Origin of the sequence: Methylopila jiangsuensis (assembly GCF_027922305.1) — a bacterium.
Classification (GTDB): domain Bacteria; phylum Pseudomonadota; class Alphaproteobacteria; order Rhizobiales; family Methylopilaceae; genus Methylopila; species Methylopila jiangsuensis.
In genome coordinates this window covers 132,221-158,346 of record NZ_BSFK01000005.1, presented here as the reverse complement: position 1 = coordinate 158,346, position 26,126 = coordinate 132,221, and the positions used below count along the sequence as shown (strand labels likewise).

The following is a 26,126-nucleotide window of genomic DNA, read 5'->3' as shown; positions in this document are numbered from 1 at the left end:
GTCGCCTGCGCGACGCGCCGTCCTTTCCAAGCCACCAAAACGCCCGCCGAGGAGAGAGACGCATGACCATCCCCTCCCCCGACGCCGTCAAGGCCGCCGACAGCCCGCGCATCGCCATCGAGGCGGTGAGCCCGAGCGTGGATGGCGGCCGCTTTCCTGTGAAGACGGTAGTGGGCCGCAGGGTGGTCGTCGAGGCCGATGTGTTCGCCGACGGCCACGAGGTCCTGGGCGCCTCCGTGCTGTGGCGGCCGCTTGGCGGCGCTTGGCGGCGCGAGCCGCTGGCGGAGCTCGTCAACGACCGCTGGCGGGGCGGCTTCACCCCGGAGACCGTGGGCGCGCACGAGTTCGTGGTGGAGGCGTGGTGGGACGATTTCGGCACCTTCCGCCGGGACCTGACCAAGAAGCGCGAGGCGGGGCTCGACGTGCGGCTGGAGACCGAGGAGGGCCTGACGCTGCTGGAGCAGATCGCGGCCTCCGCGCCCGCAAGCGTCGCGCGGGCGCTGACCGACATCGTGCTGCGGCTGCGGGCGGAACCGGACGTGGGCGCGCGGGTGGCGGAGCTGCTGGCGCCCGAGACCCGCGCCGCCGTGGACGCCGCCGAGCACCGGGCCTTCGCCACCCGCACATGGCCCTACGGCGTCACCGTCGACCGCGTGCAGGCGGAGTTCGCAAGCTGGTACGAGCTGTTTCCGCGCTCGGAAAGCGGCGATCCCACCCGCCACGGCACGTTCCGGGACGTGATCCGCCGCCTGCCCATGATCCGCGACATGGGCTTCGACGTGCTCTATTTCCCGCCGATCCACCCGATCGGGGCGGCCAACCGCAAGGGCCGCAACAACACGCTCACCCCCGGCCCGGACGACGTGGGCTCGCCTTACGCCATCGGCTCGGCGGACGGCGGCCATGACGCGCTGCACCCGGAGCTGGGGACGCTGGAGGACTTCCGCGCCCTTGTCGCCGCCGCCAAGGAGCATGGGCTGGAGCTGGCGCTCGATTTCGCCATCCAGTGCTCGCCGGACCACCCGTGGCTGAAGGACCATCCGGGCTGGTTCAAGTGGCGGCCCGACGGCTCCATGAAATACGCCGAGAACCCGCCCAAGAAGTACCAGGACATCGTCAATGTGGACTTCTACGGCCCGGACGCGGTTCCCGGGCTGTGGGAGGCGCTGCGGGACGTGGTGCTGTTCTGGGCGTCGGAGGGCGTGACCACGTTCCGCGTCGACAACCCCCACACCAAGCCGCTGCCGTTCTGGGAGTGGATGATCGCGGAGGTGAAGGCGAAGCACCCCGGCGCCATCTTCCTGTCGGAGGCCTTCACCCGGCCCAAGGTGATGTATCGACTGGCGAAGGTGGGCTACGGCCAGTCCTACACCTACTTCACCTGGCGCAACCACAAGTCCGAGATCGCCGATTATCTGACGGAGCTGACGACCACCGCGCCGAAGAACTTCTTCCGGCCGCACTTCTTCGTCAACACGCCGGACATCAACCCGTATTTCCTGCAGACTTCGGGGCGCGCCGGCTTTCTGATCCGCGCGGCGCTCGCCACAACGCTGTCGGGCCTGTGGGGCATGTACAACGGCTTCGAGCTGTGCGAGAGCGCCGCCCTGCCCGGCAAGGAAGAGTATCTCGACAGCGAGAAGTACGAGATCCGCATCCGCAACTGGGCGCAGCCGGGCAACATCATTCCGGAGATCACGCGGCTGAACCGCATCCGGAAGGAGAACCCCGCGCTCCAGACCCATCTGGGCGTCCGTTTCTACAACGCCTTCGACGACCACGTTCTCTATTACGGCAAGCCGCGTTTCGCCGAAGACGGCTCCGGCCGGATCGAGGACATGGCGCTCGTCTTCGTCAATCTCGATCCGCACGCCGTGAAGGACGCTCTTTACGAGGTCCCGCTGTGGGAGTTCGGGCTCGGCGACCATGAGACGATCGCGGTCGAGGACCTCATGCGCGGCAACCGATTCACGCTCACCGGCAAGACCCAGTGGATCCATCTCGATCCGAACGACCTGCCGTTCCACGTGTGGCGTCTGACCAGAGTCTCGGGAGAAGCCTGATGAACGCTCCTTCGCCCAACATCGACACCGCCGCGCCGGCCGGGACCGTGGTGTCCCGCGACGGCGTCGATCCGCAGTGGTACAAGGACGCCATCATCTACCAGTTGCACGTGAAGTCGTTCGCGGACTCCAACGGCGACGGCATCGGCGACTTCGGCGGCCTGCTGTCCAAGCTCGACTACATTTCCGATCTCGGCGTCACCGTCGTCTGGCTGCTGCCGTTCTACCCGAGCCCCCGGCTCGACGACGGCTACGACATCGCCGAATACAAGGACGTCTCGCCAGACTACGGCACGCTCGAGGACGTGCGCCGCTTCATCGAGGAGGCGCACAAGCGCGGCCTCAAGGTGGTGTCGGAGCTGGTCATCAACCACACCTCCGACCAGCACCCGTGGTTCCAGCGCGCCCGCAACGCGCCCAAGGGCTCGCCGGAGCGGAACTTCTACGTCTGGTCGGACGACGACACGCTCTATTCCGGCACGCGCATCATCTTCCTCGACACCGAGCGCTCCAACTGGACCTGGGATCCGGTGGCCGGCCAGTACTTCTGGCACCGGTTCTACAGCCACCAGCCGGACCTGAACTTCGACAACCCGGAAGTCCTGCGGGAAGTCTTCGACGTGATGAAGTTCTGGCTTGATCTCGGCATCGACGGGCTGCGGCTCGACGCGGTGCCCTATCTGATCGAGCGCGACGGCACCTCGAACGAGAACCTGCCCGAGACCCACGGCATCCTGCGCGAGATCCGCGCCGAGATGGACCGCACCTATCCCGACCGCTTCCTGCTGGCCGAGGCCAACATGTGGCCGGAGGACACCAAGGACTATTTCGGCGAGGGCGACGAATGCCACATGGCGTTCCACTTCCCCTTGATGCCGCGCATGTACATGGCGATCGCCAAGGAGGACCGCTTCCCGATCACCGACATCATGCGGCAGACGCCGGCCATCCCGGACAACTGCCAGTGGGCGATTTTCCTGCGCAACCATGACGAGCTGACGCTCGAGATGGTGACCGACAAGGAGCGCGACTACCTGTGGTCCACCTACGCCGCCGACCGGCGGGCGCGCATCAATCTCGGCATCCGCCGCCGGCTCGCGCCGCTGATGGAGCGCGACCGTCGCCGGGTGGAGCTGATGAACTCGCTGCTGCTCTCCATGCCCGGCACGCCGGTGATCTATTACGGCGACGAGATCGGCATGGGCGACAACATCCATCTGGGCGACCGGGACGGCGTGCGCACGCCGATGCAGTGGTCCATCGACCGCAACGGCGGCTTCTCCCGCGCGGATTTCGCCTCGCTGGTGCTGCCGCCGATCATGGACCCGCTCTACGGTTACTTCGCCGTCAACGTGGAGTCGCAGGCCCGCGACCCGCATTCGCTGCTGAACTGGACCCGGCGCATGCTGGCGACCCGGCGGCAGCACCCGGCCTTCGGCCGCGGGACCATCCGCTTCCTGTTCCCGCAGAACCGGCGCGTGCTGGCCTATCTGCGCGAGCATGACGGCGAGACCATCCTGTGCGTCGCCAACATGGGCCGCAGCCCGCAGGCGGTGGAGCTTGACCTGTCCGAGTTCGAGGGCCGCGTGCCGGTGGAGATGACTGCGGGCTCGGTGTTCCCGCCCATCGGCCAGCTCACCTATCTGCTGACGCTCTCGCCTTACGGCTTCTACTGGTTCACGCTCACCGCCGCCCAGGCCGCCCCCGCCTGGCACACGCCAGCGCCGGAGCCCCTGCCCGACTACGAGACGCTGGTGCTGCGCGCGGGCGTGGACGACGCCATGCAGACGGAGGCGCGCAAGACGCTGGAGACGGCGGTGCTGCCGGCCTATCTCGCCAAGCGCCGCTGGTTCTCAGGAAAAGACCAGAAGCAGATCCTGCCGCGCATCAAGGCGCTGAGCCGCCTCACCGCGCAGGGGCAGGACATCGGCCTGATCGAGGTCGAGGTCACGGGCGGGGCCGAACCCACCCGCTGGCTGCTGCCGCTGGCGGTTGTGGCGGAGGACGAGACCCTGTCCGCGCTGCCGAGCCGGCTGGCGCTCGCCCGGGTGCGCAAGGGCCGCGAGGTGCATCTGCTCACCGACGCCTTCGCGCTGCCGAGCTTCGCCTTCGCCATCGCCAATGCGCTGAAGGAGAGCAGGCGCATCGAGACCGCGAGCGGCGAGATCCGGTTCGAGCCCGCGGAGGGCGTGGAGATCCCCACCCTGCCGGACGACGCCGAAATCCTCTGGCTGTCGGCGGAGCAGTCCAACTCGTCGCTGATCGCCGGCGATCTGATGATGATCAAGGTGCTGCGCAAGATCGCGCCGGGGCGCCACCCTGAAGCCGAAATGGGCCGCCACCTGACCGCGCAAGGCTACGCCAACGCGGCGCCGTTCCTCGGCGAGATGGCGCGCGTGACGCCCGAGGGCGAGCGGGCGACGCTCGCCATCATCCAGGGCTACGTGCGCAACCAGGGCGACGCCTGGACCTGGACGCTGGACCATCTCTCCCGCGCGCTGGACGACTTCGGCGGACAGGGCGGCGGCGCCATGAGCGACGACCACCGCTTCCAGGAGTTCTCCACCTTCGCCGCGACGCTGGGCGCCCGGCTGGGCGAGCTGCACGCCGTGCTGGCCCGGCCGTCCGACGATCCGGCCTTCGCGCCGGCAAAGGCCTCCACCGCCGACGTGGAGGGCTGGAAGGCGCGCGCCGTTTCGCTGCTCGACGGCGCGATCCATGCCCTCGACGCCCGGACTGAATGGGCCGCCGAGGCCGACGCCGCCCGCGCCCGCGCCGTCACCTCCCGGCGGGAGGCGATCGTGGCGGCCATCGGCCGGCTGGCGGAGACCGGCGTCGGCTCCACCGTCAGCCGCATCCACGGCGACCTGCATCTCGGCCAGATCCTGGTCGCGGGCGACGACGTTGTGTTCATCGACTTCGAGGGCGAGCCCGCCCGGCCGCTGGAGGAGCGGCGCGCCAAGGCGAGCCCGCTCCGGGACGTGGCGGGCGTTCTGCGCTCGTTCGACTACGCCGCGGCCATGGTGGGGCGGAACGTTCAGGCTTCCGCCCACGTCACCGGCGACCGCCGCGACGACTTCGTGGAGCGCTTCCGCTCCGACGCGGCCGAAAGCTTCCTCACCGCCTATCGTCAGGCGCTGGCGGCCTCCGGCGGCGCGCTGTCGGCGGACCTGCTCGACATGTTCCTGATCGAGAAGGCGGCCTATGAAATCGGCTACGAGGCCGCGAATCGTCCCACCTGGATCGACGTGCCGCTCGGCGGCCTCGCCGCCGTCGTCGAGCGCCTCGCGCCCGAAGGAGACCCGTCATGACGCTCGCCTCCACCACGCTCGACCGCGCCTCGCTTGACGCTCTCGCCCATGGAACCCACGGCGACCCCTTCGCCGTGCTGGGACGCCACGACGACGGCTCCTCGCCGGTGATCCGGGCCGTGCTGCCGGGCGCGGAGCATGTGGAGGCAGTCGACCGCGCGACGGGCGCCGTGGTCGCGACGCTTCAGGAGATCGACGGAACCGGGGTGTTCGAGGGCGAAGCCCGCGGCGTCGATCCGTATCGCCTTCGCATCACATGGCCCGGCGGCGTGACGCAGGAAACCGAAGACCCCTATTCCTTCGGCCTGCTGCTGGGCGACCTCGACCTGCATCTCTTCGGCGAATCCCGCCATTTCGAGCTCGCCTCCGCGCTCGGCGCCAATGTGGCGACCGTGGACGGCGTGACCGGCGTGCGCTTCGCGGTCTGGGCGCCCAACGCCCGCCGCGTGGCGGTGATCGGCGACTTCAACGCCTGGGACTCCCGCCGTCACCCCATGCGCCAGCGCCTGCCGTCCGGGGTGTGGGAGCTGTTCGTGCCCCGCATCGGGCCGGGCGAGCGCTACAAGTTCGCGCTGATCGGTCCGGACGGCGCACGCCTGCCGGACAAGGCCGACCCGGTGGGCCGCGCCTTCGAGCTCGCGCCCGCCACCGGCTCGGTGGTGGCCTCGCCCGAGCCCTACGCCTGGACCGACGACAGCTGGATGGACTCCCGCGCCGCGGCGCAGTCGCCAGACAAGCCGCTCACCTTCTACGAGGTCCATCTGGGCTCGTGGAGGACGCCGGACGGCCGCGCGGTGGACTGGGCCTACGCCGCCGAGACGCTGATCCCTTACGTCAAGGATCTGGGCTTCACCCATCTGGAGCTGCTGCCGATCACCGAGCACCCGTTCGGCGGCTCGTGGGGCTACCAGCCGCTCGGCCTGTTCGCGCCCACCGCCCGCTACGGCGCGCCGGAGGATTTCGCCCGCTTCGTGGACGCGGCCCACGCCGCCGGGATCGGCGTGGTGCTGGACTGGGTGCCGGCCCATTTCCCCACCGACCCCCACGGCCTCTACCGCTTCGACGGCACCGCGCTCTACGAGCACGCCGACCCGCGCGAAGGCTTCCACATCGACTGGAACACGGCGATCTACAATTTCGGCCGGCGGGAGGTGCAGAACTTCCTGATCGCCAGCGCGCTGCACTGGCTGGAGACCTTCCACGTGGACGGCCTGCGCGTCGACGCGGTGGCGTCCATGCTCTACCGCGACTACTCCCGCAAGGCGGACGAGTGGGTGCCGAACCAGTACGGCGGCCGCGAAAATCTGGAGGCGGTGCAGTTCCTGCAGCACCTGAACGCCGTGGTGCGCGAGCGCGCGCCCGGCGCCATCATGGTGGCGGAGGAATCCACCGCCTGGCCCGGCGTGACGAAGTCCACCGAAGAGGGCGGCCTCGGCTTCCACTACAAGTGGAACATGGGCTGGATGCACGACACGCTGCATTACGTGGAGCAGAATCCGATCTACCGTCAGTACAACCATGACGGGATCACCTTCGGTCTGGTCTACGCCTTCTCCGAGAAGTTCGTGCTGCCGCTGAGCCATGACGAGGTGGTGCACGGCAAGGGCTCGCTCATCGGCAAGATGCCGGGCGACCAGTGGCAGAAGCTCGCCAACCTGCGCGCGCTCTACGGGCTGATGTGGACCCATCCGGGAAAGAAGCTGCTGTTCATGGGCGGCGAGGTGGCGCAGGGCGCCGAGTGGAACCACGACGGGCAGGTGGACTGGCGCGCGCTGGACGATCCCGGCCACGCGGGCGTGCAGCGCCTGATCCGCGACCTCAACCGCGCCTACGCCGCGCAACCCGCGCTGCACCGGCTCGACAGCGCGCCGGAAGGCTTCCGCTGGATCGTGGGCGACGACCGGGCGAATTCGGTGTTCGCTTTTCTCAGGCTCGCCGACGGCGAGGCGCCCATCCTCGTGGTCGCCAACATGACGCCGGTGCCGCGGCACGGATATCGCATCGGCGCGCCCGTGGGCGGCGAATGGAGCGAGATCGTGAACACGGATTCCAGTCTCTATGGCGGCTCGAACGTCGGAAACGGCGGGGCCGTGCGCGCCGTCGAAGCGCCGAGCCACGGCGAACCTTTCGCTCTGGAGCTCACGCTGCCGCCGCTCGGAGTGATCGCGCTGCGGCCGAACGGCTAAGCCTGAGGCGCCGGGCGGAGGTCCGGCGCCTTCTCCTTCCACATACACGGGCCTGATCCGTCGGGGGACGGCCGGCCCGTCAGAGCCGCACACCGGGGAACCGACCTTCATGCCGACCACGCTCGAACCCGGCTCGCCCTACCCGCTTGGCGCCGCCTGGGACGGCCTCGGAGTGAACTTCGCGGTGTTCTCCGCCCACGCGGAGCGCATCGACCTCTGCCTGTTCGATCCCTCCGGCCGGCGGGAGATCGCCCGCGTGCCGCTGCCCGAGCAGACGGACGAAGTGTTTCACGGCTATCTCGCCGGCGCCCGGGCGGGGCTGCTCTACGGCTTCCGCGCCTATGGCCCCTACGACCCCCAGCACGGCCACCGCTTCAACCCCAACAAGCTGCTGCTCGACCCCTACGCCCGCCAGATATGGGGCGACGTGCGCTGGTCGGACGCGCTCTACGGCTACCGGCTGCATTCCGCCCGCGGCGACCTGTCCTACGACCGCCGCGACAGCGCGCCGGGCATGCCCAAGGCGGTGGTGGTGGACGGCGCGTTCAACTGGGGCGACGACCGGCCGCCCAACACGCCCTGGTCCGAGACCGTGATCTACGAGGCGCATCTGCGCGGCCTGACCATGCAGCGCGAGGACGTGCTGCCCCACGAGCGCGGCACTTTCGCGGCGCTGGCGAGCCCGCCCATGATCGCCCACTACCGCAAGCTCGGGGTCACCGCGGTGGAGCTGCTCCCGATCCACGCCTTCGTGCAGGACCGGGTGCTGGTGGAGAAGGGCCTGCGCAACTACTGGGGCTACAACACGCTCGGCTTCTTCGCCCCCGAACAGCGCTACCTCTCCGACGGCTCGCTGAACGAGATCAAGGTGGCGATCCGGCGGCTGCACGCGGCCGGGATCGAGGTCATCCTCGACGTGGTCTACAACCACACCGCGGAGGGCAGCGAGGAAGGCCCCACCTTCTCGCTGCGGGGCCTCGACAATCTCAGCTACTACCGGCTGATCCAGAACGACCTGCGCCGCTGCGTCAACGACACCGGCACCGGAAACACCGTCAATCTCAGCCACCCCCGCGTGCTGCAGATGGTGATGGATTCCTTACGCTACTGGGTCGAGCACTTCCATGTGGACGGCTTCCGCTTCGACCTCGGCGTGACCCTCGGCCGCGAGGACCACGGCTTCGATCCGGGCTCGGGCTTCTTCGACGCGGTGCGTCAGGACCCGGTGCTGCAGCGGGTGAAGCTGATCTCGGAGCCGTGGGACATCGGCCCCGGCGGCTACCAGCTCGGCCAGCATCCGCCCGGCTTCGCGGAGTGGAACGACCGCGCCCGCGACAGCTTCCGCCGCTTCTGGCGCGGCGACGGCGGCCAGCGGCCGGAGCTCGCCGCGAGGCTCGCGGGCTCGTCCGACCTGTTCGACCACCGCTCCCGCAAGCCCTGGGCCTCCATCAACTTCGTGGCGAGCCACGACGGCTTCACGCTCGCCGACGCCACCGCCTACGAGCAGAAGCACAACCACGCCAACGGCGAGGACAACCGCGACGGCCACGGCGAGAACTGCTCGTCCAACTGGGGCGTGGAAGGCCCGACCGACGATCCCGCCATTCTGGAGACGCGCGGCCGGGTGGCGCGGGCGCTGCTCGCGACCCTGATGTTCGCGCAAGGGACCCCCATGCTGCTGGCCGGCGACGAGTTCGGCCGCACCCAGCAAGGCAACAACAACGCCTACGCCCAGGACAACGCCATCTCCTGGGTGGACTGGTCGCGCGCCGAGACGCCCGAAGGGCGGGCGCTGACCGATTTCGTCGCCCGGCTGATCGGCTTGCGCGCCGAACTGCCGGTGCTGCGCGCCAAGCATTTCCTGCACGGGCGGGAGGAGATCGCCCCCGGCGTGCTCGACATCGCCTGGTTCGGCGAGGACGGCCAGCCTCTGAGCGCGGCGGCGTGGAACGACGGCGGCGAACGGACGTTGACGTTGCGGCGCGCCTACCGGCGCGACGACGGCGCGGCCCCCATCCTGATCTTCATGCTGAACCCGACCGCGGACGACCGCGTTTTCACCCTGCCGGCCCCCTGCCCCACGGCCGACGTGCTGCTGGACACCGCGCGCCCCACCGCGCCGCGACGTTCGTTCCACGGCGGCGTGGTGACGGTGCAGGCTCAAAGCGCCGTTCTGGCGCTCAGCTTGCTGCCCGCCGCCGCCGTGCGCCGCACGCCGAAACCCGTCGACGATCCGATCGGAGAATGAGCTTTTGACGGCAGCTTTCGCGCGCAACCTGACGTTCGGCGCCCAGTTTGCTCCCGAGGCGACCCGTTTCCGCTTCTGGGCCCCGGCCCAGAACGGCGTGAAGCTGGAGGTGCGGGGCGAACCGCCGACGGAGATGATCCGGAGCGAGGACGGCTGGTTCGAAGAGACGCGAAACGTCCCCGCCGGCGCGCGCTACCGCTTCGTGCTCGACGACGGGCTTGCCGTTCCCGACCCCGCCTCCCGGCTCCAGGACGGCGACGTCCACGGCTGGAGCGTGGTGGTGGACCCAAACGCCTATGCCTGGGAGACGCCCGACTGGCGCGGCCGCCCCTGGGCGCAGGCGGTGATCTACGAGCTGCACGCGGGCTGCTTCGGCGGCTTCGACGGCGTGGCCGAGGCGCTGCCGCGGCTGAAGGCGTTAGGGATCACAGCCGTGCAACTCATGCCCATCGCGGATTTTCCCGGCGTCCGCAACTGGGGCTATGACGGCGTGCTGCCCTACGCGCCCGACGCGGCCTATGGCGCGCCGGACCAGCTCAAGCGGCTGGTGGACAAGGCCCATGCGCTTGGGCTGATGATGTTCCTCGACGTGGTCTACAACCACTTCGGACCCGACGGGAACTACATCCCCGCCGCAAACCCCGTCTTCTTCCGGGACGACCTGCAGACGCCATGGGGCGGCGCCATCGACTTCCGACTGCCGGAGGTGCGCCGCTACTTCACCGAGAACACGCTGTTCTGGCTGATGGAATACCGCTTCGACGGACTGCGGCTCGACGCGGTGCACGCCATCTCCGAACAGGACTGGATCGACGAAATGGCGGAGGCGGTGCGCGCGACCGTCGAGCCCGGCCGGCATGTGCATCTGGTGCTGGAGAACGAGCACAACCAGCAGTCCCATCTCGCGGGCGAGGTGGACGCCCAGTGGAACGACGACTTCCACCACGTCGTCCATGCGGCCCTGACCGGCGAACGGGAAGGCTATTACGCCGACTACGCCGAGGACGTGGGAGCCAAGCTCGCCCGCGCGCTGTCCGAGGGCTTCGTCTATCAGGGCGAGCCCTCGCCTCATCTGGACGGACGCCGCCGCGGCACGCCGAGCGGCCATCTGCCGCCCACCGCCTTCATCAGCTTCCTGCAGAACCACGACCAGATCGGCAACCGCGCCTTCGGCGACCGGCTGAACGCGCTCGCGGCGCCTGAAGCGGTGGAGGCCGCCACCGCCGCGCTGCTGCTGATCCCGCAGATACCCATGCTGTTCATGGGCGAGGAGACGGCGAGCGAGACGCCGTTCCTGTTCTTCACCGACCACGAGCCCGACCTCGCGGAGGCGGTGCGCAAGGGCCGCCGCAAGGAGTTCGCCAAGTTCGCCGCCTTCGCCGGCGCCGAGATCCCGGACCCGAACGCGGTCGAGACCTTCGAGCGCTCGATCCCGAAGCCTCACCCGGAGCGGGCGGAGGCGCGCGCCGCGCTGATCGCCCGGCTGCTGGCTCTGCGCGCCGCCGAGATCGCGCCCCGCATCCCCGGCGCCGTGAGCGAAGGCGCGGAGGCGGTCGGCCCCGCCGCCGCAGTCGCCCGCTGGCGGCTCGGCGACGGCGCGCGGCTCACCCTCGCGCTCAATCTCGTGAACGAGCCGGCGTCGCTCGCCCCCGTCGCGGGGCCGATTCTATTTGAAACCGCGCCCGGCGCGGCCGACGCTTTGCGAGCCGGGACCCTGCCCGGCCGGACCACGATCGCCCTGCTGGAGCGCGCCTGAGTTGAACCACGACGACGCCGTCATCGCCCTCGCCCGCCGCGCGGGGCTGTCGCCGGAATGGCGCGACCAGTGGGGCCGCACCCACGCGGTCGAAGCGGACACGCTGCGGCGCATCCTCCGGGCGCTCGGCCTCGGCTGCGACAGCCCCGCGGAGGCGGCGGACGCCCATGACCGCGTGACCGCGCAGGAGACGGCGCCGACGCCCTTCGTCACGGCGTCGGTGGGCGAAGCCTTCACCTTGCGCGCCCCCGCAGGGCTGGCCCGGCTGCGGCGCGAGGACGGCGCCGCCTTCGACGTCACGCTGGACGAGGCCGGCCCCGAGCTCGCCCGCATGCGCGCCATTCTGGAGCCCGGCTATCACCTGCTGGAGACGGCGGGGGCTGAGATCGTGGTCGCGGTCGCCCCCCGCTCCGGGATCAGCATCGGCGACGTGGCGGGCGGCTCGCGGCTCTGGGGCCTCGCGGCCCAGGTCTACGGCCTCACCCGCACGGGCGACGGCGGCGTCGGCGATTTCGGCGGCGTCGCGACGCTCGCGAACGCCGCCGGCCGGGCGGGCGCCGACGCGCTGGCGCTGTCGCCGCTCCATGCGGGCTTCACCGCCGATCCGCATCATTTCGGGCCCTATTCGCCCTCGAGCCGCCTGTTCCTCAACCCGCTGCACGCCGACCCGGATTTCGTGTTCGGCGAGGAGCGGACGGCCGCCGCCGCCGAGGCCGCAGGCGTCGCCACGGCCCGCGCGCTGCACGAGCGGGCGGCGCTGATCGACTGGCCGGAGGCCGCCGCCGCCAAGCTCGCCACCTTCCGCGCGCTTTACGATGGCTTCCGCGCCTTCGATCTCGCGGAGCCCTCCGGGCGGCTCGCGCTCGATTTCGCCGCCTTCCGCGCCGAGGGCGGCGCGCTGCTGGAGGATCACGCCCGGTTCGAGGCCCTGCACGGCGCCCGCTTCGGCGCCGACGCCTTCCAGTGGAACTGGCGCGACTGGCCGACGCCGCTGCGCGATCCGAACAGCCCCGAAGTATCCGCCTTCGCCGCCGAACACGCGGACGAGGTCGCGTTCCACATTTTCCTGCAGTGGCTGGCGGCGCGCTCCTTCGCGGCGGCGCAAGGCGCCGCCAGGGACGCCGGCATGGCGATCGGCCTGATCTCGGACCTCGCGGTCGGCATGGACCCAGGCGGCAGCCACGCCTGGGCCCGACAGCAGGACGTGCTGGTCGGCCTCTCGGTCGGCTGCCCGCCGGACCTGTTCAACGCCGACGGCCAGTCCTGGGGCCTCGCCACCTTCTCGCCCATGGCGCTGAAGGCGCGCGGCTTCGCGCCCTATCTCGCCACGCTGCGCGCCTCCATGCGCTACGCCGGCGGCGTGCGCATCGACCACGCCATGGGGCTGACGCGGCTGTGGCTCTCGCCCGAGGGCGAGACCGCGGCTCACGGCGCCTATCTCGCTTACCCGGCCGACGACATGATGCGGCTGCTGGCGCTGGAGTCGTTCCGCAACAGCGCCGTGGTGGTGGGCGAGGACCTGGGCACGGTGCCGGAAGGCTTCCGGGAGCGGCTCGCGGCCGCGGGCGTCGCCGGCATGCGCATCCTGCGCTTCGAGCGCGACGCCGGCCGCTTCTATCCCCCGAGCTACTACCCCGCCGACGCCCTCGCCATGACCTCCACCCACGACCTGCCCACCACCGCCGGCTGGTGGCGCGGCTTGGACATCGACCTGCGGGGCGAAGCTTTCGGCGCGCCCGTGGGCGATGAAGCCGAGCGCGAGCGGCTGGAGCGCGCCGACGACCGGGAGCGGCTGTGGGCCGCCTTCGTGGAGGCGGGCGTTGCGGAGGGCCCCTCGCCCGCTCCCGACGACGCCGACCCGGCGGTGGACGCCGCCGTGCGCTTCCTGGCCGCGACGCCGTCGAAACTGGCGCTGCTGCCGCTCGAGGACGCGCTCGGGCAGTTCGAGCAGCCCAACCTGCCCGGCACCACCACCGAGCCCCCCAACTGGCGAAGACGCCTGACTGAACCCGCGCCCGACGCCTTGGCCAAACCCGCCCCCGCGGCTCGCCTCGACGCGCTCAACCGGAGACGCAGCCCTTGACCGACGCCCCGACGCCCGCCAGCCCCCCGCGGGCGACGATGCGCCTGCAGTTCCACAAGGACTTCCCCTTCGCCGACGCCCTGCCGCTGGTCGGCTATCTGAAACGGCTCGGGATCAGCCACCTCTACGCCTCGCCGATCCTGACCGCCCGCGCCGGCTCCATGCACGGCTACGACGTGGTGGACCCCACCGCCGTCAATCCCGAACTCGGCGGCGAGGACGGCCTCAGGGCGCTGGTGGCGGCGCTGCGGGCCGAAGGGCTCGGCCTGATCGTCGACATCGTGCCGAACCACATGGCGGTCGGCGCCGACAACGCCTGGTGGCAGGACATGCTGGCCCACGGCCGCGGCAGCCGCTTCGCCCATTTCTTCGACATCGACTGGGAGCCCGCCGATCCGGCGCTCAAGGACAAGATCCTGCTCCCCACCCTGGGCGAGACCTATGGCGAGGCGCTGCGCCGCGGCGCGCTTCAGATTACCCGCGACGGCAAGCGCGGCGCCCTCACCCTGCGCTACCACGACAACCTGTTCCCCTTGCGCCCCGAAGACCGCTACGAGATCGAGAGCCTCGGCCTCGAGGCCTACGACCCGTCCACGGACGAGGGCCGCGAGCGGCTGCACGCGCTTCTGGAGCGGCAGAACTGGCGGCTCGCCCACTGGATGGTGGCCGGCGACGAGATCAACTGGCGCCGCTTCTTCGACGTGAACGAGCTGGCCGGCCTGCGCATGGCCGACCCCGCCGTGTTCGAGGCCACCCACGAGCTGCTGCTGAAGCTCTACGCCGAGGGCCTCATCGACGGCTTTCGCATCGACCATGTGGACGGGCTGATGGACCCCGGCGGCTACTGCCGGCGGCTGCGGGAGCATCTGGACGCCGCCCAGAGCGAGCGCCCCGGCGCTTTGAAGGACCAGCGCGCCTACCTGGTGGTGGAGAAGATCCTCGGCCCCGGCGAGGAGCTGTCGCCCGACTGGGGCGCCGACGGCGCCAGCGGCTACGACTTCATGGACGACGTCAGCGCGCTTCTGCACGACCCCGCCGGCGAGGCGCCGCTGGGCGGCTTCTGGGCCGAACTCAGCGGCCGGCCGGAGGACTTCCACGCCGAGGAGGAGATCGCCCGCCGCGAAATCCTCGACCGCTCCTTCTCCGCCCAGCTCGATCAGGCGGCGCAGGCGCTGCATCAGGTGGCGCGGCTCGACTATGACACCCGCGACACCTCACGCGCCGCCATCCGGCGGGCGCTGGTGGAGCTTCTGGCGCATTTCCCGGCCTACCGCACCTACGCCAGCGCGGCGGAAGGCCGGGGCGAGGCCGACACGGCCCTGTTCGGCCGGGCCCTGGCCAAGGCGCGGGAGAGCATCCTTCCCGCCGATGTGGCGGTGCTGGACCTGCTCGACGGCTGGCTGGGCGGCGACGCCGACGCGCCCGAGAGCGAGCGCCTGCTGCGCGACAAGGCCATCCGCCGCTTCCAGCAGCTGTCCGCCCCCGTGGCGGCCAAGGCGGTGGAGGACACCGCCTTCTACCGCCACGGCAAGCTGACCTCGCGCACAGACGTGGGCTTCGACGTCGCGACCTTCTCCATGGAGGTGGCGACGTTCCACGCCCGGACCGCGGCGCGGGGCGCGGCGTTTCCCGCCGCCATGCTCACCACCTCGACCCACGACCACAAGCGCGGCGAGGACGTGCGCGCCCGTCTCGCGGTCCTGAGCGAAATCCCCGAGGCGTGGAGGTCGGCCGTCGCCCGATGGCGGGAGCTGGCCGCGCCGTTGCGCGGGGAGGCCGCGCCGTCCCCCGGCGACGAGGCCATCCTTCACCAGACGCTGGTGGGCGCTTGGCCGCACGATCTGTCGCCCGACGACGCGGCGGCCTGCGCGACCTACGCCGAGCGTCTCGCCGGCTGGCAGGAGAAGGCGCTGCGCGAGGCCAAGCTCGCCACCGACTGGAGCGCGCCGAACGAGGCCTACGAGACCGCCGCGCGCGCTCTGCTGGACGGCATCCTCACCGGCCCGGACGCGACGCTCCGGCGGGAGATCGCCGGCTTCGCGGAGCGGATCGGCCCGGCGGGCGCCGCCAACGGCCTGCTGCAGATGCTGCTGAAGCTCACCGTTCCGGGCGTGCCGGACACCTATCAGGGCACGGAGTTCTGGGACCTGACGCTGGTGGACCCCGACAACCGCCGCCCGGTGGACTACCCGGCCCGCGAGGCCGCGCTGTCCCGCGCGGAGACCGTGGCGGAGGCCGCACTCCATTGGCGCGACGGCGCGGTGAAGCAGGCGCTGGCCGCCGCGGCGCTGGCCGCCCGCGCGGAAAAGCCCGGTCTGTTCGCGCTGGGCGCCTACACGCCCCTCGCCGTGGAGGGGCCGCTGGCCGGCGACGTCATCGCCTTCGCGCGTGAGCATGACGGCGCCGCGGCGGTGGTCGTGGGCCTGCGCTGCGTCGCCGGGCGGCTCGAATCCGCGCCGGCCCTGACCCTCGATAGGGCCGCGCTTGCGGGCACGATTGTTGCCGTTCCGCCGCATCTCGCCGGGAAGAGCTGGCGAAACCGCATGACAGGCGCGCAGACGACGCTTGCCGAGAAAACCCAACTGGCTGATCTTCTTGAGCTTTCGGTCGCGCTGCTCACCGCCTTCGACTGAGGTCGCGCTCCGTTAGACGTATGTTAAATCCAGATCCGCGTGGTTCAATCGAATCGCGCGTCGTTGGAGGCGCTTGCGGCCGGGGGGCGCGCAGGGGCTTCCGTGGATCTGCACGGGCGGGACCGATCGCCCTGACGAGCCGCGATGCGCGACCGACGATCTCGGGGTTTAGGCGCATGACCGGAAAGCTCGCTCTCTCCCTCTCCGAACAGGAGGCGGAGCTTCTGACCCAGGCGCTCGACGTCTATGCGGCCACGCTGATGTGCGCGCCGCTCGGCCTCGGGCTCGACCTGATCGTGACCGTGCGCGGTTTGCGCGAGCGGGTGGAGACTTCGGTCGACCGCCATCAGGCCGCGCAGGACGCCGGCCTCGCGCAGGGCGGCAACGTGGTGGCCTTCGCCCGCGGGGCGTGATCCGTCCCCCCTCCCACAACGGCGTCAGGCTCCCGCCGGGACGCCGGCGGTCAAGCCTCGCGCCGCCGCAAGCGCGCGCCGTCACGCCCGTTCGCCGGCGCTGCGCCGCGGCCCGCGTGTCGCAGCGCGCGAACGCCTGCGGCCGCACGAAACTGCATGTTGCATCGTGGTGAGGGAATGGCGCGCTCTACGGGAGTCGAACCCGTCTTTTCAGCGTGAAAGGCTGACGTCCTAACCGATAGACGAAGAGCGCGTTGCGGGGCGGACGTATAGGGGGGTTCGCCCCTCGCCGCAAGCGGGAAAGACAGCGTTATCCCCCGCCGAACAGGCGCATCACCGGGCCTGCGAACAGCTCGAAGCCTTTCACCACCACCGTGGACAGCGCGCCGAGGATGGCGAAGCTCGCCACCGTCGCCAGCCAGCCGACGGCGATCGCCACGCCGTCGCGCTCGATTACGCCAAGCGCGAAGGCGGAGATGGCGATGGCGGGCGGCATGTTGCCGAACGGAATCGGCAGGATGAGGATGATCGACAGCACGAAGCAGGCGAGGCCGGTGAGCCGGTCGGCGACGAAGGTCGTCATGACCTCGGCCCGCGGCTTCAGCAGCCGCTCCAGCCTCTGCACCCACGGCTCGATCTTGCTCGCCAGCGCCTGAAAATCCTCCCGCTTCAGGGAGCGTTCGGTGATGAAGCGCGGCAGCCACAGCCGCTTGCTGCCGATCATCAGCTGAAGCGCGATGAACACCAGCGGCGCGCCGAGCACCGCCGATGTTCCAGGCGGCATGGGCAGCGCGTTCGGCAGCGCGAACAGCAGCAGCAGCGCCCCGAAGGCGCGATCGCCGAAGGCGTCCAGAATGGCCGCGATGCTGATGCGCGGGCGATCGCTGGTGGCGAGTTCGCGCAGCACCTGGGAGAAGCCGCGCTTGTGCTCGGCGGCGTCGTCCGGAACGGCGGCGGGGGGCGTGGCGAAGTCGGTCACGAAGCTCCGGTCGGCGGAAGTGTGCGCGTCGCTGTTGCGGTCATGGCTCACGGAACGGCACAAACGTGAAGATCAGGTGGCGGCGACATGCCGGAAACGTGTCTCACGTGGATTTCGGCGGGTTTTTCATCGCCCTACCTCACCAGATCGCGATCTGGGACGCCAGACCTTTGAGCACGGACATCAGGCCTCCGCCGGCGCGGCGTCGATCACCCTGAGGCTGACGCGCTCCTGCCCGCCCCAGCGGTCGACGCCCAGGCTGCCCGCCACATGCACCCGAGCGCCGCGCGACGCGATCAGGCCGCGGCCGAGATCGCTGTCCGCCGCCCGGAACGCGACGCCGCTCACGCTGGCGCCGTCGCCCGCCCGGAGACGCAGCCGCAGGTGCCCCTGCCCCACCACGTCGGCGGAGGACAGCGTGTGCGCCGCCAGCGCCAGCACCGGCTCCGGCGCGCCGGAGCCGAACGGGCCCGCCCGCTCCAGATCCCGCGCCAGATCGAGGGTGGCCGCCGCCGCGGTGAGCGCGGCGTCGATCTTCAGGGACTGATCGGCGCGGGCCCTGGCCACGGCGGCCCCAAGCGCCTCCTCCAGATAGGCCCGGAACGCCCCCAGCGCCTCCTTGCGCACGGTGACGCCCGCCGCCATGGCGTGGCCCCCGCCCTTCGCCAGCAGCCCCTCGGCGACGGCTCCGCGCACCGCGGCGCCAAGATCGACGCCCGGAATGGAGCGTCCGGAGCCGGTCCCCGTTCCGTCGGGCTGGAAGGCGACGGCGAAGGCCGGGCGGCGGAAGCGCTCTTTCAGCCGGGCCGCCACCAGCCCCACCACGCCCGGATGCCAGCCCTCGCCGGAGACCACGGCGACGGACGCGCCCTCCCCGTCCAAGCCGAGCGCGGCGTAGGCCTCCGCCTCGGCTTCGGCCAGCGTGGCGCGCTCGATCGCCTGCCGCTCGCCGTTCAGCCGGTCGAGCTCGGCCGCGATCCGCCCGGCTTCGGGCTCATCCCCGGTCAGCATCAGCCGGCAGCCGAGCCCGGCGTCGCCGATGCGGCCGCCCGCGTTGATGCGCGGGCCCAGCAGGAAGCCGAGGTGGTAGGGCGTGGGCGGGCCGTCGAGCCGCGCCGCATCCATCAGCGCCCGCAGGCCGGGGCGGCGCCGGCGGCGCAGCACCTCAAGCCCCTCCCGCACGAACAGGCGGTTGATCCCGGTGAGCGGCACCACGTCCGCGACCGTTCCCAGCGCCACCAGATCGAGCGCGCGCTTCAGATTGGGCGCGGTCGTGACGCCGCGCCGGCGCAGCTCCTGCCGGGTCGCGATCAGCGTCAGGAAGGCGACGCCGCAGGCGGCGAGATGGCCGAGCCCGGACAGGTCGTCCTGCCGGTTGGGATTGACCAGCGCATTGGCGGGCGGCAGCTCCGCGCCCATCTGGTGATGGTCGATCACCACCACGTCGAGCCCGCGGGCGCGGGCGTGGGCCAGCGGCTCGAAGCTGGTGGCGCCGCAGTCGGCGGTGATCAGCAGCGTGGCGCCGGCGTCCGCAAGGCCGTCGATGGCGGCCACGTTCGGGCCGTAGCCCTCGAAGATGCGATCCGGGATGTGCACCTGCACGTCACAGCCGGCGCTGGTGAGGAACTCCGCCAGCAGCGCGGAGGAGGTCGCGCCGTCCACGTCGTAATCGCCGAAGATCGCGACCTTCTCTCCCCGCGCGCAGGCGTCCGCAAGCCGGGCTGCGGCCTCGGGCATGGCGGTCAGCACGTTCGGATCGGGCAGCAGATCGAATGTGGGGTTGAGATGTCTCTCGACCGCTTCGCTCGCGACCCCGCGCCCCGCGAGCACCCGGGCGAGGAACGGGCTCAGCCCGTGATGACGGACGATCTCGTCGGCCACGGCGCGGCCACGCACGTCGAGGCGGTCGCGCCAGACGCGGCCGCCGAACGAGGCCGCGACCCCGAGGAACGCATCCGCCGCGGGACGGCGCAGCTCACTCGAGATGGAACTTCTCCGTCTGGGCGTGTTCGGCGCGGATGCGTCGCGTGGTGCCGGTGGAGGAGCGCATCACCAGCGTCTCCGTCACCACGCCGCGCCGGCCGAACCGGACGCCGGACAGCAGGCCGCCGTCCGTGACGCCGGTGGCGGCGAACAGCACGTCGCCGCGGACCATCTCGCCTAGGTCGTAGACCTTGCCGAAGTCGGTGATGCCGGCCTCCGCCGCCTTGCGCCGGGCGTCGGGCTGGTCGAGCAGGAGGCGCGCCTGCATCTGGCCGCCGGTGCAGTGCAGGGCCGCCGCCGCCAGCACGCCCTCGGGCGCGCCGCCGACGCCGAGATAGATGTCGATGCCGGTCTCGTCGGGATCGGTGGTGTGGATCACCCCGGCGAGGTCGCCGTCGGTGATCAGGCGGATGGCGGCGCCGGCCGCGCGCACCGCCTCGATCAGCCGGCCATGGCGCGGGCGGTCGAGAATGCAGGCGGTGAGTTCGGAGACCGCGACGCCCTTCGCGGCGGCGAGGCCCGCCAGGTTCTCCGCCGGGCTGCGGTCGAGCGCCACCACGCCGGCGGGATAGCCCGGCCCGACCGCGATCTTCTCCATGTAGACGTCCGGGGCCTTCAGCAGCGTGCCGCCTTCGGCGAGCGCCACCACGGAGATGGCGTTGGCCTGCGCCTTGGCGCAGAGCGTGGCGCCCTCCAGCGGATCGAGCGCGATGTCGACCCGCGGCCCCTGCCTCGTGCCCACCTCCTCGCCGATGAACAGCATGGGCGCGCCGATGCGGTCGCCCTCGCCGATGACGATGGTGCCGCGGATCGGCAGCCGGTCCAGCTCCCGGCGCATGGCGGCCACCGCCGCCTCGTCCGCCTCGCGCTCGTCCCCCCGGCCGCGCAGCAGGGCCGCGGCCACCGCCGCCCGCTCGGTCACGCGGACGATCTCGATGGTGAGCGCGCGGTCGATCACCTCCACCGCGTCGATCGGAGCCGGGCGCTCCTCCACGTGCCTCTCGGCGTTCGCCGTCTTCTTGGCCACGTCACGTCCCTCGACGAGAGCCCCGCCGCGCGGGGCGCCGGGGCGAACCCGCGCCGGGCGCGACGCGACCGGCTCAACGGGCAGGCGGAGCCGCAGGACGCGGCGGGATACGCATGCGGCGCGGCGCTGAACGCCGCGGTTACTGCTTACCGCTTCTCGATGCGAATCACCTGCGGCGCGCCGTCGATATGCCCGTCCGCCTCGATGGCGTCCAGAGCGCCCCGCAGCGCGGATTCGGAGGTGGCGTAGGTGATCAGCACCACGGAGACCGCGTCGGCCGCCGTGTCGTCGTCCTTGCCGTGCTGCATGATGCTTTTGAGCGAGATGCCCTGCTCGGCCATGCGGGTGGCGATGGCGGCCGCCGCCCCCGGACGGTCCAGCACCGACAGGCGGATGTAGTAGCCGCCTTCATGCCGGGCCATGGGCGCCCGCGACGGCGCGGCGAGCGTCGCGGCGGGCACGCCGAAGACGGGACCGCCGACGCCGCGGGCGATGTCCACGATGTCCGCGATCACGGCGGAGGCGGTGGCGTCGCCGCCCGCGCCCGCGCCCGACAGCACCAGCGCGCCGACCGCGTCGCCGTCGATCTCCACCGCGTTGGTGACGCCGCCGACCCGGGCGACGGCGGAATCCATCGGCAGCATGGAGGGATGCACCCGCTGCTCCACGCCGGCTTCCGTGCGGGTGGCGACGCCGAGCAGCTTCACCCTGTAGCCGAGCTCTTCGGCCATCTGCAGGTCGAGCGGCGTGATGGAGGCGATGCCCTCCACATAGATGCCGTCCGGGTCCGGCTGCACGCCGAAGGCGAGCGTCGCCAGCAGCGCCAGCTTGTGGGCGGTGTCGAAGCCGCCGATGTCGAAGGTGGGATCGGCCTCGGCGTAGCCGAGCTTCTGGGCGTCGGCCAGACACTCGGCGAAGCCGATCTTCTCCTTCTCCATCCGGGTCAGGATGTAGTTGCAGGTGCCGTTCAGGATGCCGAACACCCGGCCCATGCGGTTGGCGGCCATGCCTTCCCGCAGCGTCTTCACGATCGGCACGCCGCCGGCGACCGCGGCCTCGAAGCCGACCGCCACGCCCTTCGCCTCCGCGGCCTGCGCGATGGCGAGGCCGTGATGGGCGAGCAGCGCCTTGTTGGCGGTGACGACCGGACGGCCGAACTCGATCGCGGTCTCGACGCAAGCTTTGGCCGCGCCTTCGGCGCCGCCGATCAGCTCCACCACGAGGTCCACGTCGGCGGAGCGGGCCATCTGGCTCGCGTCCATGTGCCAGGCGGCGCCGGACAGATCGAGCCCGCGGTCGCGGCCCTTGTCGCGCGCGGAGACGGCGGTGACGACGATGGGCCGGCCGGCGCGCGCCTCCAGCTCTGCGGCGCGGGCGCCGAGAATGCGAACGACGGCCGAGCCGACCGTGCCGAGGCCGGCGACGCCGACCTTCAGAGGTTCCGCCATGAGATCAGGTCCGAATGCGGCAGCGAGAGGAACCGCGGCCGCTGATGGAATCCCCCGTCAGCGGGCCGCGGCGAGCGGGACGACGTTGTGCAACGTCTCGTCCGCCGTTTCAAGGAAGCGGCGCACCGAGCGGGCCGCCTGACGGATGCGGTGCTCGTTCTCCACCAGCGCGATGCGGACATATTCGTCGCCGTGCTCGCCGAAGCCGATGCCCGGCGCCACCGCCACATGGGCCTTCTCCACCAGCAGCTTGGAGAACTCCAGGCTGCCCAGCGAACGGAACTTCTCCGGGATCGGGGCCCAGGCGAACATGGAGGCCTTCGGCGACGGCACGGGGAAACCGGCGCGGCCGAACGAATCCACGAGGATGTCCCGGCGCTTCCGGTAGATCTCCCGCATCTCGACGATGCAGTCCTCCGGGCCGTTCAGCGCCGCGGAGGCCGCCACCTGGATCGGGGTGTAGGCGCCGTAGTCGAGATAGGACTTCACCCGGGCGAGCGCCGCCAGCAGCCGCTCGTTGCCGACCGCGAAGCCCACGCGCCAGCCCGGCATGGAGAAGGTCTTCGACAGCGAGGTGAACTCCACCGCCACGTCGAAGGCGCCGGGCGCCTCGAGGATCGAGGGCGGCGGGTTGTTCTCGTCAAAGTAGATCTCGGAGTAGGCGAGGTCGGACAGCACGAACAGGTCGTGCTGCTTCGCGAAGCGCACCACGTCCTTGTAGAACTCGATGTCCGCCACTTCCGCGGTCGGGTTCGACGGGAAGCAGGTGACGACCGCGATCGGCTTCGGGATCGAGTGCATCACCGCGCGCTCAAGCGCGTGGAAGAATTCCGGCCCGGTGGTCGCCGGCACGTTGCGGATCACGCCGCCCGCCATCAGGAAGCCGAAAGCGTGGATCGGGTAGCTCGGATTGGGCGCCAGCACCACGTCGCCGGGCGCGGTGATGGCCTGCGCCATGTTGGCGAAGCCTTCCTTGGAGCCGAGCGTCGCCACCACCTGGGTGTCGGGATCGAGCTTCACGCCGAAGCGGCGGGCGTAATAGGCCGCCTGGGCCCGGCGCAGGCCCGGAATGCCCTTGGAGGTCGAGTAGCGATTCGTGCGCGGCTTGGTGACGGCCTCGATCAGCTTCTCGTTGATGTGGTCGGGCGTCGGCAGGTCGGGGTTGCCCATGCCGAGGTCGATGATGTCGGCCCCGGCCTTCCGTGCGGCGGCCTTCACACGGTTCACCTGTTCGAACACGTAGGGAGGAAGACGGCGGACGGAATGGAATTCGGACATGGGACGACGCCACGGGGCTGCCCCGCGCACCAGCGCGCGAGGAAACCCGTGGGATACCGTAACGCCGGGTCCCGATCAAACTTCGGCCCCGCAGGGCTGGCGCCCGACTCATGCGCAATTGGTCGGACGCGCGGCCCCGCCTAGCGAACTTTGCGCGCCAGCAGGTCCGCCTCCAGCCGCTTCTGCTCTTCGGGCGTGCGCAGGCGGCCGGGCCGCGACGGCGGCGTGACGCCGACCGCCGGATAGGCGAGGTGTTCCGGCGCGGGCGGCAGACCCTTCGTGCCGCGGAACCGCTCGAGCCCCTGACCGCCGCAGCCGGCGAGCGCGGTCCCCGCGACGACGAGGACGAAGGCGGAGACGATCCGTGACGCGCTCATGGGACGGCTCTCGAAGGCGGGGCTTGAAGGCGCGGACGCGCCTTTTTGCGAGGTGTGGTCGACAACGACGCGCGTGACGCGCCGCGCCGCTTGCGCCTATTGTCATGGGAAGCCGCTAAGACGCAACCCGGAGCCTGCGAGAACAAGCGGGCCGGGACATCAGGGAGGTACGCATCATGGCCCGCAACGCCGCGGAACGCTCGGCGACGGACCGCATGCCCGCCCAGCCCCGTCCCCATGACGCCCATCCGGAAAGCAAGGCGGAGGCGAAGCCCGCTCTGCGCCCGGTCGAGGTCGCGGCGGAGGCCCCGGCCCCGGCTGAGGACGCTCCCAAACCGCCCTCCCGGAAACCGGCGCGGGCCAAGCGCGCCGCGGCGACGGCCGCGCCCAGAACGCCCCGAGCCCCCCGCCGCCCCGCCACGGGCGCCAAAACGGAGACCGCCCCTCCGCCGAAGGCCGAGCCGGCCGCGGAGCGCCCCCGCGCCGAGGCCCCGCCCTCCCCCGAGGAAGACAGCGCGACGACCCGCGAGGCTCCGTTCGGCGCCGCCAATGTGGAGGCTTTCGCCGCCAACATGGCGCGGCTCTATGAGGAGGGCGGCAAGGCGCTGAGCGCTTACCTCCGGCCGCGTGAAAGCGGCGAGCGGCCCTATGGCGCGACGAACGAGATCGTGGACGTGGTCAAGACCCTCGGCCAGGTGGCGGAGCGCTGGATGTCCGACCCCGCCCGCACGGTGGAGGCGCAGACGGCCTTCACCGGCGGCTTCCTGGACCTGTGGACCAACGCGCTGCGCCGGTTCTCCGGCGAAGACGCGCCGCCCACGGCCGCGCCAGACCCGAAGGACGGCCGCTTCAAGGACCCGGAATGGACGGAGAACCCGTTCTTCGACTTCCTGAAGCAGGCCTATCTGCACACCTCCCGCTGGGCGGAGCGGATGGTGGACGAGGCGCAGGATCTCGATCCGCACACGCGGCACAAGGCCGGCTTCTACGTGCGGCAGATCTCGAACGCGGTGTCGCCGTCGAACTTCGTGCCCACCAACCCGGAGCTGATCCGCGAGACGCTGGCGCAGAAGGGCGAGAACCTCGTGCGCGGCATGCGCATGCTGACCGAGGACATCGCCGCCGGCCGGGGCGACCTGCGCATCCGCCAGACCATGCCGGGCAACTTTGAAGTGGGAAAGAACCTCGCCACCACCCCCGGCAAGGTCATCTTCCGCAACGAGCTGATGGAGCTGATCCAGTACGCGCCCTCCACCCCGAAGGTGCGGGCGCGGCCGATCCTGATCGTGCCGCCGTGGATCAACAAGTTCTACATCCTCGACCTGACGCCCGAGAAGAGCTTCATCAAGTGGTGCGTGGACCAGGGGCTGACGGTGTTCTGCCTGTCCTGGGTCAATCCGGACGCCCGCCACGCCCGCATGGGCTTCGACGACTACATGCGCGACGGCGTGCTGAAGGCGGTGGAGGTGGCGACCGCCGCGAGCGGCGAGGACAGCGTGGACGCCATCGGCTACTGCGTCGGCGGCACGCTGCTGGCGGTTACGCTCGCCTATCTGGCGGCGGTCGGCGACGCCCGCATCGCCAGCGCCACCTTCTTCACCACCCAGGTGGACTTCAGCCAGGCCGGCGACCTGCAGGTGTTCGTGGACGAGGCGCAGATCGCCGCGGTGGAGGCCAGGATGGCCCAGCGCGGCTATCTGGAGGGGGCCAGCATGGCCAACGCCTTCAACATGCTGCGCCCGAACGACCTGATCTGGCCCTATGTGGTCAACAACTACCTCAAGGGCCAGGCGCCGTTCCCGTTCGACCTTCTGTTCTGGAACTCGGACGCCACCCGCATGCCGGCGGCGAACCACTCGTTCTACCTGCGCGGCTGCTACCTCAACAACGACCTCGCCGGCGGCCGCATGAACGTGGGCGGCAAGACGCTCGACCTGTCGAAGGTCACGGCGCCGATCTACAACCTCGCCACCCGCGAAGACCACATCGCGCCGGCGAAATCCGCCTTCCTGGGGGCCACGCTGTTCGGCGGGCCGGTGCGTTTCGTGCTGGCGGGCTCCGGGCACATCGCGGGCGTCGTGAACCATCCGGCGAAGAACAAGTACCAGCACTGGGTCGGCGGCGCGCCCGCGGGCGATCTGGACGACTGGCTGGCCAAGGCGGAGGAGCGCAAGGGTTCGTGGTGGCCGGACTGGCGCGGCTGGCTCGCGGACATGGACGCTCGCGAAGCGGAGGCCCGCATTCCCGGCGAGGGAGGCTTCCCCGCGATCGAGGACGCGCCGGGCTCCTATGTGAAAATGCGGGTGTGACGCCGGCCGCGCATCCGGAGCCACGCCACACC

General features: G+C 71.0%; 15 protein-coding genes and 1 tRNA gene. 9 read left to right on the top strand and 7 right to left on the bottom strand.

What is annotated here, in order from left to right:
- Window positions 1–62: 62 nt before the first annotated feature.
- From PKE85_RS02285 to PKE85_RS02250, 8 genes are all read left to right on the top strand, one after another.
- Entirely contained in the window at window positions 63–2,063 is a 2,001-nt protein-coding gene (locus PKE85_RS02285) for an alpha-1,4-glucan--maltose-1-phosphate maltosyltransferase (protein WP_271203170.1), read from the top strand.
- Window positions 2,063–5,374 (top strand): maltose alpha-D-glucosyltransferase, encoded by a 3,312-nt coding sequence (treS, locus tag PKE85_RS02280; RefSeq protein WP_271203169.1) that lies wholly within the window; start codon window positions 2,063–2,065, stop codon window positions 5,372–5,374. Before PKE85_RS02285 ends, treS begins: the two co-directional genes overlap by 1 nt.
- Window positions 5,371–7,560 carry a 1,4-alpha-glucan branching protein GlgB gene (glgB, locus tag PKE85_RS02275; RefSeq protein ID WP_271203168.1) on the top strand — a complete coding sequence of 730 codons (2,190 nt, stop codon included), beginning with the start codon at window positions 5,371–5,373 and terminating at the stop codon, window positions 7,558–7,560. The genes treS and glgB overlap by 4 nt, the downstream gene beginning before the upstream one ends.
- A gap of 109 nt (window positions 7,561–7,669) precedes the next feature.
- Window positions 7,670–9,808, top strand: coding sequence for a glycogen debranching protein GlgX (gene glgX, locus PKE85_RS02270; RefSeq protein ID WP_271203167.1), 2,139 nt, complete (start codon window positions 7,670–7,672; stop codon window positions 9,806–9,808).
- Between the two features lie 4 nt (window positions 9,809–9,812).
- Window positions 9,813–11,564: a malto-oligosyltrehalose trehalohydrolase gene (treZ, locus tag PKE85_RS02265; protein WP_271203166.1), complete on the top strand. Its 1,752-nt coding sequence runs from the start codon at window positions 9,813–9,815 to the stop codon at window positions 11,562–11,564.
- Between the two features lies 1 nt (window position 11,565).
- Window positions 11,566–13,647: a 4-alpha-glucanotransferase gene (malQ, locus tag PKE85_RS02260; RefSeq protein WP_271203165.1), complete on the top strand. Its 2,082-nt coding sequence runs from the start codon at window positions 11,566–11,568 to the stop codon at window positions 13,645–13,647.
- The gene (gene treY, locus PKE85_RS02255) at window positions 13,644–16,280 is read left to right on the top strand and encodes a malto-oligosyltrehalose synthase (RefSeq protein ID WP_271203164.1); all 2,637 of its coding nucleotides are present in this window, start codon (window positions 13,644–13,646) and stop codon (window positions 16,278–16,280) included. Before malQ ends, treY begins: the two co-directional genes overlap by 4 nt.
- 176 nt (window positions 16,281–16,456) lie before the next feature.
- Window positions 16,457–16,693: a hypothetical protein gene (locus tag PKE85_RS02250; protein ID WP_271203163.1), complete on the top strand. Its 237-nt coding sequence runs from the start codon at window positions 16,457–16,459 to the stop codon at window positions 16,691–16,693.
- 178 nt (window positions 16,694–16,871) lie between these two features.
- Here the strand turns inward: PKE85_RS02250 and PKE85_RS02245 are convergent.
- The 7 genes from PKE85_RS02245 to PKE85_RS02215 all read right to left on the bottom strand — a co-directional run bounded on the left by PKE85_RS02245 (window position 16,872) and on the right by PKE85_RS02215 (window position 23,785).
- Window positions 16,872–16,946: transfer RNA gene (locus PKE85_RS02245), tRNA-Glu, on the bottom strand.
- 57 nt (window positions 16,947–17,003) lie between these two features.
- Window positions 17,004–17,672, bottom strand: coding sequence for an exopolysaccharide biosynthesis protein (locus PKE85_RS02240; protein WP_271203162.1), 669 nt, complete (start codon window positions 17,670–17,672; stop codon window positions 17,004–17,006).
- Between the two features lie 183 nt (window positions 17,673–17,855).
- Window positions 17,856–19,658, bottom strand: coding sequence for a single-stranded-DNA-specific exonuclease RecJ (recJ, locus tag PKE85_RS02235; protein ID WP_271204057.1), 1,803 nt, complete (start codon window positions 19,656–19,658; stop codon window positions 17,856–17,858).
- A complete protein-coding gene (gene glpX, locus PKE85_RS02230) occupies window positions 19,648–20,628 on the bottom strand; it encodes a class II fructose-bisphosphatase (protein WP_271204056.1) in 981 nt (326 codons plus the stop codon). Before glpX ends, recJ begins: the two co-directional genes overlap by 11 nt.
- A gap of 200 nt (window positions 20,629–20,828) precedes the next feature.
- Complete coding sequence (locus tag PKE85_RS02225) at window positions 20,829–22,130, bottom strand: homoserine dehydrogenase (RefSeq protein WP_271203161.1); 1,302 nt, start codon at window positions 22,128–22,130, stop codon at window positions 20,829–20,831.
- Window positions 22,131–22,187: 57 nt separating this feature from the next.
- A complete protein-coding gene (locus PKE85_RS02220; protein ID WP_271203160.1) occupies window positions 22,188–23,408 on the bottom strand; it encodes an LL-diaminopimelate aminotransferase in 1,221 nt (406 codons plus the stop codon).
- A gap of 140 nt (window positions 23,409–23,548) precedes the next feature.
- Window positions 23,549–23,785 carry a hypothetical protein gene (locus tag PKE85_RS02215; RefSeq protein ID WP_271203159.1) on the bottom strand — a complete coding sequence of 79 codons (237 nt, stop codon included), beginning with the start codon at window positions 23,783–23,785 and terminating at the stop codon, window positions 23,549–23,551.
- A gap of 572 nt (window positions 23,786–24,357) precedes the next feature.
- Between PKE85_RS02215 and phaC the strand changes: the two genes are divergently transcribed.
- A complete protein-coding gene (phaC, locus tag PKE85_RS02210; protein WP_271204055.1) occupies window positions 24,358–26,094 on the top strand; it encodes a class I poly(R)-hydroxyalkanoic acid synthase in 1,737 nt (578 codons plus the stop codon).
- Window positions 26,095–26,126 lie beyond the last annotated feature (32 nt).

Coding starts and splice junctions, on each gene's coding strand:
- PKE85_RS02225 (WP_271203161.1), bottom strand. CDS start 22,130: ATGGCGGAACCTCTGAAGGTCGGCGTCGCCGGCCTCGGCACGGTCGGC.
- PKE85_RS02285 (WP_271203170.1), top strand. CDS start 63: ATGACCATCCCCTCCCCCGACGCCGTCAAGGCCGCCGACAGCCCGCGC.
- PKE85_RS02250 (WP_271203163.1), top strand. CDS start 16,457: ATGACCGGAAAGCTCGCTCTCTCCCTCTCCGAACAGGAGGCGGAGCTT.
- phaC (WP_271204055.1), top strand. CDS start 24,358: ATGGCGCGGCTCTATGAGGAGGGCGGCAAGGCGCTGAGCGCTTACCTC.
- PKE85_RS02215 (WP_271203159.1), bottom strand. CDS start 23,785: ATGAGCGCGTCACGGATCGTCTCCGCCTTCGTCCTCGTCGTCGCGGGG.
- treS (WP_271203169.1), top strand. CDS start 2,063: ATGAACGCTCCTTCGCCCAACATCGACACCGCCGCGCCGGCCGGGACC.
- glgB (WP_271203168.1), top strand. CDS start 5,371: ATGACGCTCGCCTCCACCACGCTCGACCGCGCCTCGCTTGACGCTCTC.
- glgX (WP_271203167.1), top strand. CDS start 7,670: ATGCCGACCACGCTCGAACCCGGCTCGCCCTACCCGCTTGGCGCCGCC.
- PKE85_RS02220 (WP_271203160.1), bottom strand. CDS start 23,408: ATGTCCGAATTCCATTCCGTCCGCCGTCTTCCTCCCTACGTGTTCGAA.